The sequence below is a fragment of the Chryseobacterium sp. HNCC26DJ241 genome (assembly GCF_057180505.1).
The window spans coordinates 1-8,065 of the sequence record NZ_JBXUGL010000060.1; the positions used below are offsets into that span (position 1 = coordinate 1).

Consider the following 8,065-nt stretch of genomic DNA (forward strand, 5'->3'; position numbering starts at 1 on the left):
GTTTTAATCCACTATAAGTTTTGTTGATTGTTCTTTTGTTTTCAGTATATAAACTCCTTTTGGAAGTTTGGAAATGGTTACTTTTTGTTTGTCTTTTATATTTTGTAAAGTCTGAACAAGCTGGCCATTGATATTATAAATTTTAATTTCCTCATTATCACTGATTCCGCTAATATACAATTCATTATTCTTTACAGGATTAGGATATACAAATAATTTTTTCATATCTCCCACCTCATCTACAGCTAATGCAGAATAACATGTCCATGAAAGGTTATCAATAGCTACTCTGTTTGTACTTGAAGTATTGGATTCTGAAAGTGTTATTGTTACATTTCCGGAAACATTGATACCCGAGATCGTAGTTGTAGTAGCTGTATTGGAATATGGGATGGTTCCTTTATTCACACCATTTACTTTAAGAATATAATTACCTGATGTATTTCCAAATTTAGACTGAGTAGTGATGGTTAAAGATCCTATTCCGTTTGGTAAACTTGAAGAATTAAGAACTCCGTTTTTCAGACAAAGCGCATTATCATTATTGATTTTTTGATCCACTCTGGCATTGGTTGCCGTCCACGTAACTCCATTGTTAGTCCAATTTCTTGTTGTATAATTTGCAGAAGTAGTATTAATAGTAAAATTATCAAAATTCTCGAATCCACAACTTGCGCCGGTTGCCGTACTTTGAGCAATAGTAGTTGCGTTTACAGTATTGCTATTAGCAGAAGCATTTGAAGCCATATCTTTCGCCACTATATAAAAAGAATAGGATGTGGAAGGAGTAAGACCATAGATGGTAACATTATTTTTAGAAACAGTTGTTTTTAAACTTCCATTCATGTATACATCATATTGGAAAACTTTTACATTATCTGTAGCATCCGTCCAGCTCAAAGCTATAGAATTGTAAGAAACATTACCTACAGACAAATTTGTAGGAGCAGTAGGAGCTTGAGCATCCGATACTGATGGCCCCCAAATCAGATCAACGTATTCAGGATGATCAATAAATGGATTTCTGTTTCCCTGAAATACATATGATGCATTATTTCTTGCAGTTTCTTCTGTAGAAACCGGATCGGCATTGTTCCATGCTAATAAGACATCAAGTTCCCAAGTTTGTAATCCCGGAAATGCTGAACCTCCTAATATATTTCCTGTATTAAATGTGGAAAGTTTACTTTCATAGCGGGTTACAAAATAAAAAATCATTCTCGCAATATCTCCTTTAAAAGAATCTATGGGTTCAAAAACAGTTCCGGAATATCCTGCTGTTGTATTGCTTCCTAATTTGCTTCCGTTTTTAGTAGGAGTTTGACCAGTAGGATTTGCAACTACTCCGTAAGGATAATTACTTCTGATTCCGTTCACTTTTCCATCGGTAGGTCTGATAAAATTAACATCACTTACCATTGGTGCATTTGAATTAAATAAGCTTTGTGGTACAACGTGCTCTCTGTTATAGCAATCTCCTTCAACAGAATAATTACCACATTGCTTCACTCCATGGGAAAAATTATACGGATCTGTACCTGAAGGATTTTCAGAATACATATCTAGAACAGTTCCATCATCTTCAAAAAAATAATCTACATCGGTAGTAGGATATGCATTATACAAAGCATTATAGCCGTGATCTGTATGTCCATTCGTTATAATACTGCTAAGTTTTGTTTTCAGAGCAGCTCCTTTTAGTCCGTTTGTCCCATTATAATAGCCAGACGGAATCTGTGCTGCAAGCTGATTTGCTATGAATATAGCAATAAAGAAATAGAAAGACTTCTTCATTTAAAAAAAATTAAAAAATTGGGCGATAAAGGTATAAAAAAAATAATTTCTATCAATTATTTTTGAAGATTATTTTTGTTCAGTTTAGAGAATATCCACGACACAATAATCCCAAAGAAAGCTGCTGTAGATGCGACAATTAAATAATTTTTAGCATTGATATTAATCGGAAACGGAAGATTAGGTGCCGCTGAAAAAAAACCGGTATACCATTGAAAAGCACAAAGTGCAGTCCCTACCAAAAGACCGCTCACAATTCCAAAAACAACTATTAAAATTCCAGTAAAAAAATAAACGTTCCGTAAACTACTGGTAGCCAAACCTAAGGAAATTAATGCTTTTGCCTGTTCCCTTTTGTCTAATTGAAGAATAATGATAGCACCTGCAAGATTAAAAGTCGTAATGAAAATCACTAAACCAAAAATCAGATAAATAAAAATTTTCTCTGTATTGATCATTTTCCAAAATGCAGCATTCTCTTCAGCTTTCGTTGTCAATACATAGTTATTTCCCAGTTGATCTTCCAACATTTCTTTTACAAGATCGGCTTCTTCTGGATTTTTTAGTTTTATCACGATTTCATACGCAGAGTTTTTCGGAAGATTTAGGAGTTCTTGCAAAAGTTCAAGTGGAGAGATTATAGTATTATCCAATTGTCCATTCCCCGGAAAAACTCCGGTCACATATATCTCCTTTTTATTGAAAATATCCTCTTCTTTACTAATAATTCCTGTCCCTGGTTTCGGCATTAGTACAGTTGCATGATCGGCATTTCCACCTACCGGAATAGAAAGACGATTATCCAGCTGGTTTTCCATCAACACTTCATTAGAAAATTTAAAGCTAGGATATGATCCATAAAAAACATCTTTATTAACAGGATTCACGCTGATATATGCAGAATCTACTCCACGTAAAGTTGCAATATCGCCATTATCGCCATAACTGAGATATACTTTTTCTTCAATCGTTTTGGAAAAGGCAGAAATGCTTGAATTTTTTTTGAGAATATTTACCGTTTTTTCAATATTAGGAAGTGTTTTTCCTATTGAGCTTTTTACAGTAATATCAGCATGAAGATTTGCAATCATATCCCTATTAATATCTTCCAATCCGGAAAATACAGAGACTATGATGAACATTGCCGCAACTGCCACCATCATAGCAATAGCTGCAAGCCATGTAATGAATGTGACTGCCGTACTTCCTTTTTTGGCAATCAGATATCTTTGCGCAATGTAAAATGCAGTATTTTTCAAGCTGATTTTTTTGAATTACAGAATTGGATTATCGCCCTCTCCTCTTAGCTCGCGCTCCAGTTTTTCCACATCATCCAAAGAAGTATCAAGATAAAAACTTAGTTCAGGAATGATGCGTACCTGTTTTCCCATTTTCTGCCCTATAAAATTTCTGTATTGAGTTTTATTTTCTTCAATTTCTTTCATTATAGGTTTACGAAATTCTTGAGGAAAAATGCTCAAATATATTTTCGCAATCCCCAAATCCGCAGTCACTTTTACGTCAGAAACTGTCACTAAAAAACTTTGTTTGCTGTCCGCAGCTTGTTTACGGAACAATTCAGCAAAATCTTCCTGAATAATCTGGGCTACTTTTCTTTGTCTGTTGCTTTCATTCATAAGCGCAAATTTAGTACTTTTGTTTGAAACAATCCATTTAGAATTTATTTCAAAAAACATGAAAATTGAACATTTGGGAATTGCAGTAAAATCACTGAGCGATTCTGATGAGCTATTCAGAAAACTTCTGGGAAAAGAAAATTATAAACATGAAAATGTAGAAAGAGAAGGAGTAGTCACTTCCTTTTATCAAATCGGGGAAAGCAAAATCGAATTATTAGAGGCAACGAATACGGAAAGTCCAATTTCAAAATTCATTGAGAAAAAAGGAGAAGGGATTCATCATATAGCTTTTGGAGTAAAAAATATAACAGAAGAAATTGCAAGATTAAAAAAAGAAGGATTTATTTTTATCTCGGAAGAACCAAAGGAAGGTGCTGATAATAAATTAGTTGTTTTTCTACATCCAAAATCTACTAATGGTGTATTGGTAGAAATATGTCAAGAAAAGCCTTGAAAAATTTTGCAGAGAAAGAAATTTTGCTATTTTTGCAAACACAAAATTTAACCAAATTTTTGAGGTCCTATAGCTCAGTTGGTTAGAGCACCTGACTCATAATCAGGTGGTCCCTGGTTCGAGCCCAGGTGGGACCACTTTCAAAATCAGAGAGCTACAACGTTTTAAGCTGTAGTTCTTTTTTGTTTATATATAATTTACGAGAAGAAAATTTTGCAGATTGGAAGGTTTTATTTTTAGAGTTTGCTAAAATTTTAAATCTATTTTTTAACATAAGAAATCTTTAGTTTCGAAAAAGTGAAATTAAAACCATTCAGCTTAAAAATTTAAACATTCTCTACTTAAAAATTATTTTATATAAATCTCAAACGTATTACCATTTGCATCGGTGTATGTTGCTTTGTTGTCACAATCTCCGTTTCCGTAGTCTAAAGTACCGTCTAATCTTGTACCTTTTAAAGTAACCGATCCTTTAGAAATATAAGAACAGTTTTTAGCTTTAGTTAGTGGCGTTTTTATAGTAGAATCCAAATAGTTTCCATTGCTTCTTACAACATGGCGTACTCCTTCAAAAATTTCAAAAATATCATCGGACGGATCTAATGTTGCAACTCCTTGAATCATTCTTTGCTTTCTATCTACATTATATTGGCAGTATGTACCGTCTGGTCTTGTAATTTTTCCATCTGCAACTGTTTTGCTCCAAGTTGGTATCACAGGATTTGTTGTCAAATTTTTATAAACCACTGTCCCTTCTACAAGGTCGTCGTTCAAATAATAGTTTTGTCTTTGTATAGTAACAGTACTTCCCGTGTTTTTTATTTTATCAGATAATGTTACTATTAATTTACCTTTTCTTGAAATTCCGTTTGGTGATACACAACCTGTTGTCCCAAAATCTACTGTATAGGTTTTGGGAAAACCACCATTTGTATTTTGTACAGTAATTGTGGCACAAGTTTCTAAAAAATTCTCATTTTTGTTTAGATCACCATTTGCATTGGCTATATCTATAGCATAATCTACATCGCTTTCATTTGCAAATTCTGCCTTTTCTAAAAATTGTGCAGTTTCTTTATCTGAAGAAACGTTTGTTGCAGAGTCCGAATCGTCTTTTCTACAAGAATTTGTAAGTAACATTACTAAAGACAAGCTGAATAAAATTTTAGTTGTTTTCATAGATCAATTTTTTATTACAATTGATATGATTAGAAAACAAACTAAAGGTTAAATCAGAAAATAAAAAAAGTGTTTAGCTAATATGATTATTAACCCCAAACTTATATAGAATTTTCTTTATTTTTCAAATAATTAAAATGATTCAGGAGCAAGCGTATTTCATGGAATTCAAAATCTTTGGGCAATGCATTTTTCCATTCGGTAAGTGTAGCATGTTCAGAATTTTTGAATTCACTTTCGAAAGTCTTTATCTTTTCCTTCACCACTACTCTATTGATGTCTAAAATGCCTTGTTCCGCAAATTTTGCAAGATGCCCGAAAACCGTCTCAATTACAACTCCTCTTTCTTTTGCAATTTCGGAAACCGTTTTTCCCTCTTCAAAAAGTTGATAAGTGAGAATATGACTGGGAACTTTTGCAATCTTTGCAGAAATTTTCACATCATTTTGCTCATCAAAAAGTTTTGTTTCCAATAAATAGACATGTTTTAAATCATTCAGATAATCTTCAATATCATCAATAAATACACGGATTTCTTCATTATATTGTTTCAGACCTTTCAATCCTTTTGTTTCGGCATAAAACTGTTTGAGTTCTTCAAAAATCTTTTCATTCACATTTTTGAAAAAGAAATTTACTGCACCTTTGGCTTTGGTTTCTATTTCATTCCATTCTTCAACTCCGTCAATACATTTTTTCAGTTTCTGAATCAAAACTTTCTCAAATTTTTCAAAAATTCCGGTAAGGTTTTCAATTTCCTTTTTCAGAATTTGATATATTCTTTTTGCCTTTTCTCTATCCAAATTTTTACTGGAAATGGCATGAGAATACCAATTTTCGAGCATTCCGTTCATCCATGAAGAATCTACGTACCGCAATACTTTCCGGATGGAATAATCGTATTTTTCAAGTTGCAGAATTTCGTCGATCCGTTCATTGGCATTGGTTTCCGACTGAAAATTTTCTACTCGGTGATCACTGAAAATCACTTCCGGAGTAATTTTGGATTTCAGGACAATTCCTTCCAACGTTCGGCAGCGGGAAAGCGCAACATATACTTGCCCGGAAGCAAACGATTTTCCTGCATCTATAATCAGCCGATCAAACGTCAATCCCTGACTTTTATGAATGGTAACTGCCCAAGCCAAACGAATCGGAAATTGTTCAAAACTTCCCAAAACCTCTTCTTTAATATTTTTGTCGGAATCCAAACTGTACACTTTCTGATCCCAAACTTCCCTTTTCAACTTGTAATCTTCTTCGCTTCCGTCTATTTTCACCCAAATTTCTTCATCATCAAGATGAGTGATTTCCGCCAATTTTCCATTGAAATATTTACGCTCTCCACTCGAATCATTTCGGATGAACATGACTTGTGTTCCTTCCCGAAGTTCCAGAATTTCTTCATTCGGATATTGATTCTCTTTGAAATCACCCGTAATTTTAGCTTTATAGAAATGAGATTTCCCTTTTAATTCCTTTAATTTTTGCTGATTGATTTCATCCGCCATTCTATTATGCGAAGTAAGGTAAACATACGGCTCATCTTCCGGTTCAAAATCAGGAAAATACCGCTCATTGAGTTTATCAAAATCAATTTCGTAGCGTTTTCCATCTCGAATCGCATTCAGAATTTCCAAAAATTCTTCGTCTTTCTGGCGATACACTTTTGTGAGTTCAACTGTAATTAAAGGAAGTTCTTTCAGAGCATAACTATCAAAAAAGAAAGGCGAATCGTAATAGTGTTTCAAAAAAACTTCATCTCTCACAACAGGTGGAAGCTGATACAAATCTCCGATAAAAAGCATCTGAACTCCACCAAATTTCTGCTGATTTCTACGAATATGCCGAAGCGAAAAATCCATCATATCCAAAACATCGGCTCGAAGCATGGAAACCTCATCAATAATGATAATTTCCACTTCACGAAGAAGTTTCAACTTATCTTTTCTGTACCGAAAATGCTGCATCAGATCCGGAATATTATTCGCAAGATTTTGATCTATCCTTTCAAGAGTCGGAACAAATGTGCGCAGTGGAAGCCCAAACATAGAATGAATGGTAACACCACCCGCATTAATAGCTGCAATTCCTGTTGGTGCTACCACGATATATTTTTTTCGGGTTTTTCTTACAAAATCATTAAGGAATGTGGTTTTCCCGGTTCCTGCTTTTCCGGTGAGAAAAATACTCCGGCTGGTGTGTTCAGCTAAATCAAAAAGAGATTCATTCATCTTTCAAATGTACAGAAAAAAGAATTTTTAATAAATTTGAAGAGGCAAAAATATTTGTACTTTTAAATTTATGAAAATCATATTTCCGGCTCTATTATCTCTTTTTCTTGTTGTCTCCTGCAAATCCAGAAAATCGTCAGATACTGAAAACCTACCAAAAGACATTGCTCTAAAACCGATAAGAGAAAAAATTAAAAAAGATTCTGTTACTGCAAAAATTCCGGAAAACAGTTCGGTTGTTTCCTTAAAAAGCCTGAATAATCTCGAAAACGAAATCAAAAATATGATTGATTCTAAAAGTTGTAATGATGCTTCCCAATGGAGAATTTCACCGTTTGGCTCCAAACCTTGCGGCGGACCGGCTTCTTATATTGCGTACCCGAAAGAATTGGAAAACGAAATTTTACCGAAAATTACAAAATACAATTCTATGGCTTCCCTTTATAATAAACAAAACGGATTGATCTCTGATTGTGCATTGGTTCCTCCACCTGCAGGAATTCGTTGTGAAAATGGAAAAGCTATTTTGGTAAGAAATCAATCTTCCGGTGAACCGGTTCAGTAAGCTCATTGATTTTCAATCAAAAATAATATTTGATTCAGTATTTTTTTAATAAAGATTATCATACGCTTTACTATTCTATTTTCATTTAACATAATATCATTTTCTATATCCGTTGTATATCTTTTCTATATCCATTCTATATCCTTTCTATATCCTTTCTATATCCTTTCTTCGATGTTTGTTCGATGCTTGTTCGATG

At 33.6% G+C, this 8,065-nt stretch carries 7 protein-coding genes and 1 tRNA gene; 3 read left to right on the top strand and 5 right to left on the bottom strand.

Annotated elements, in window-relative coordinates; translation table 11 throughout:
• Window positions 1-3: 3 nt before the first annotated feature.
• Genes AC2A1C_RS15530 through rbfA form a run of 3 tightly spaced genes read right to left on the bottom strand, consistent with a single transcriptional unit; the run spans window position 4 to window position 3,431 of the window.
• The gene (locus AC2A1C_RS15530; RefSeq protein ID WP_484026836.1) at window positions 4-1,794 is read right to left on the bottom strand and encodes an endonuclease; all 1,791 of its coding nucleotides are present in this window, start codon (window positions 1,792-1,794) and stop codon (window positions 4-6) included.
• A 56-nt stretch (window positions 1,795-1,850) separates the two neighbouring features.
• Entirely contained in the window at window positions 1,851-3,053 is a 1,203-nt protein-coding gene (locus AC2A1C_RS15535) for an ABC transporter permease (protein WP_484026837.1), read from the bottom strand.
• Window positions 3,054-3,068: 15 nt separating this feature from the next.
• The gene (rbfA, locus tag AC2A1C_RS15540) at window positions 3,069-3,431 is read right to left on the bottom strand and encodes a 30S ribosome-binding factor RbfA (RefSeq protein WP_484026839.1); all 363 of its coding nucleotides are present in this window, start codon (window positions 3,429-3,431) and stop codon (window positions 3,069-3,071) included.
• Window positions 3,432-3,489: 58 nt separating this feature from the next.
• Here rbfA and mce point away from each other — a divergent pair, with 58 nt between their 5' ends.
• Both mce and AC2A1C_RS15550 read left to right on the top strand, forming a co-directional pair.
• Window positions 3,490-3,888 carry a methylmalonyl-CoA epimerase gene (gene mce / locus AC2A1C_RS15545; RefSeq protein WP_484026841.1) on the top strand — a complete coding sequence of 133 codons (399 nt, stop codon included), beginning with the start codon at window positions 3,490-3,492 and terminating at the stop codon, window positions 3,886-3,888.
• A gap of 63 nt (window positions 3,889-3,951) precedes the next feature.
• Window positions 3,952-4,025, top strand: a tRNA-Ile gene (locus AC2A1C_RS15550).
• Window positions 4,026-4,236: 211 nt separating this feature from the next.
• Here the strand turns inward: AC2A1C_RS15550 and AC2A1C_RS15555 are convergent.
• The gene (locus tag AC2A1C_RS15555; protein WP_484026842.1) at window positions 4,237-5,067 is read right to left on the bottom strand and encodes a hypothetical protein; all 831 of its coding nucleotides are present in this window, start codon (window positions 5,065-5,067) and stop codon (window positions 4,237-4,239) included.
• A gap of 101 nt (window positions 5,068-5,168) precedes the next feature.
• Window positions 5,169-7,301, bottom strand: a complete 2,133-nt coding sequence (locus AC2A1C_RS15560) for a helix-turn-helix domain-containing protein (protein ID WP_484026844.1) — start codon at window positions 7,299-7,301, stop codon at window positions 5,169-5,171.
• Window positions 7,302-7,371: 70 nt separating this feature from the next.
• Between AC2A1C_RS15560 and AC2A1C_RS15565 the strand changes: the two genes are divergently transcribed.
• Window positions 7,372-7,866 (top strand): hypothetical protein, encoded by a 495-nt coding sequence (locus AC2A1C_RS15565; RefSeq protein WP_484026845.1) that lies wholly within the window; start codon window positions 7,372-7,374, stop codon window positions 7,864-7,866.
• The last annotated feature ends 199 nt before the right edge of the window (window positions 7,867-8,065 follow it).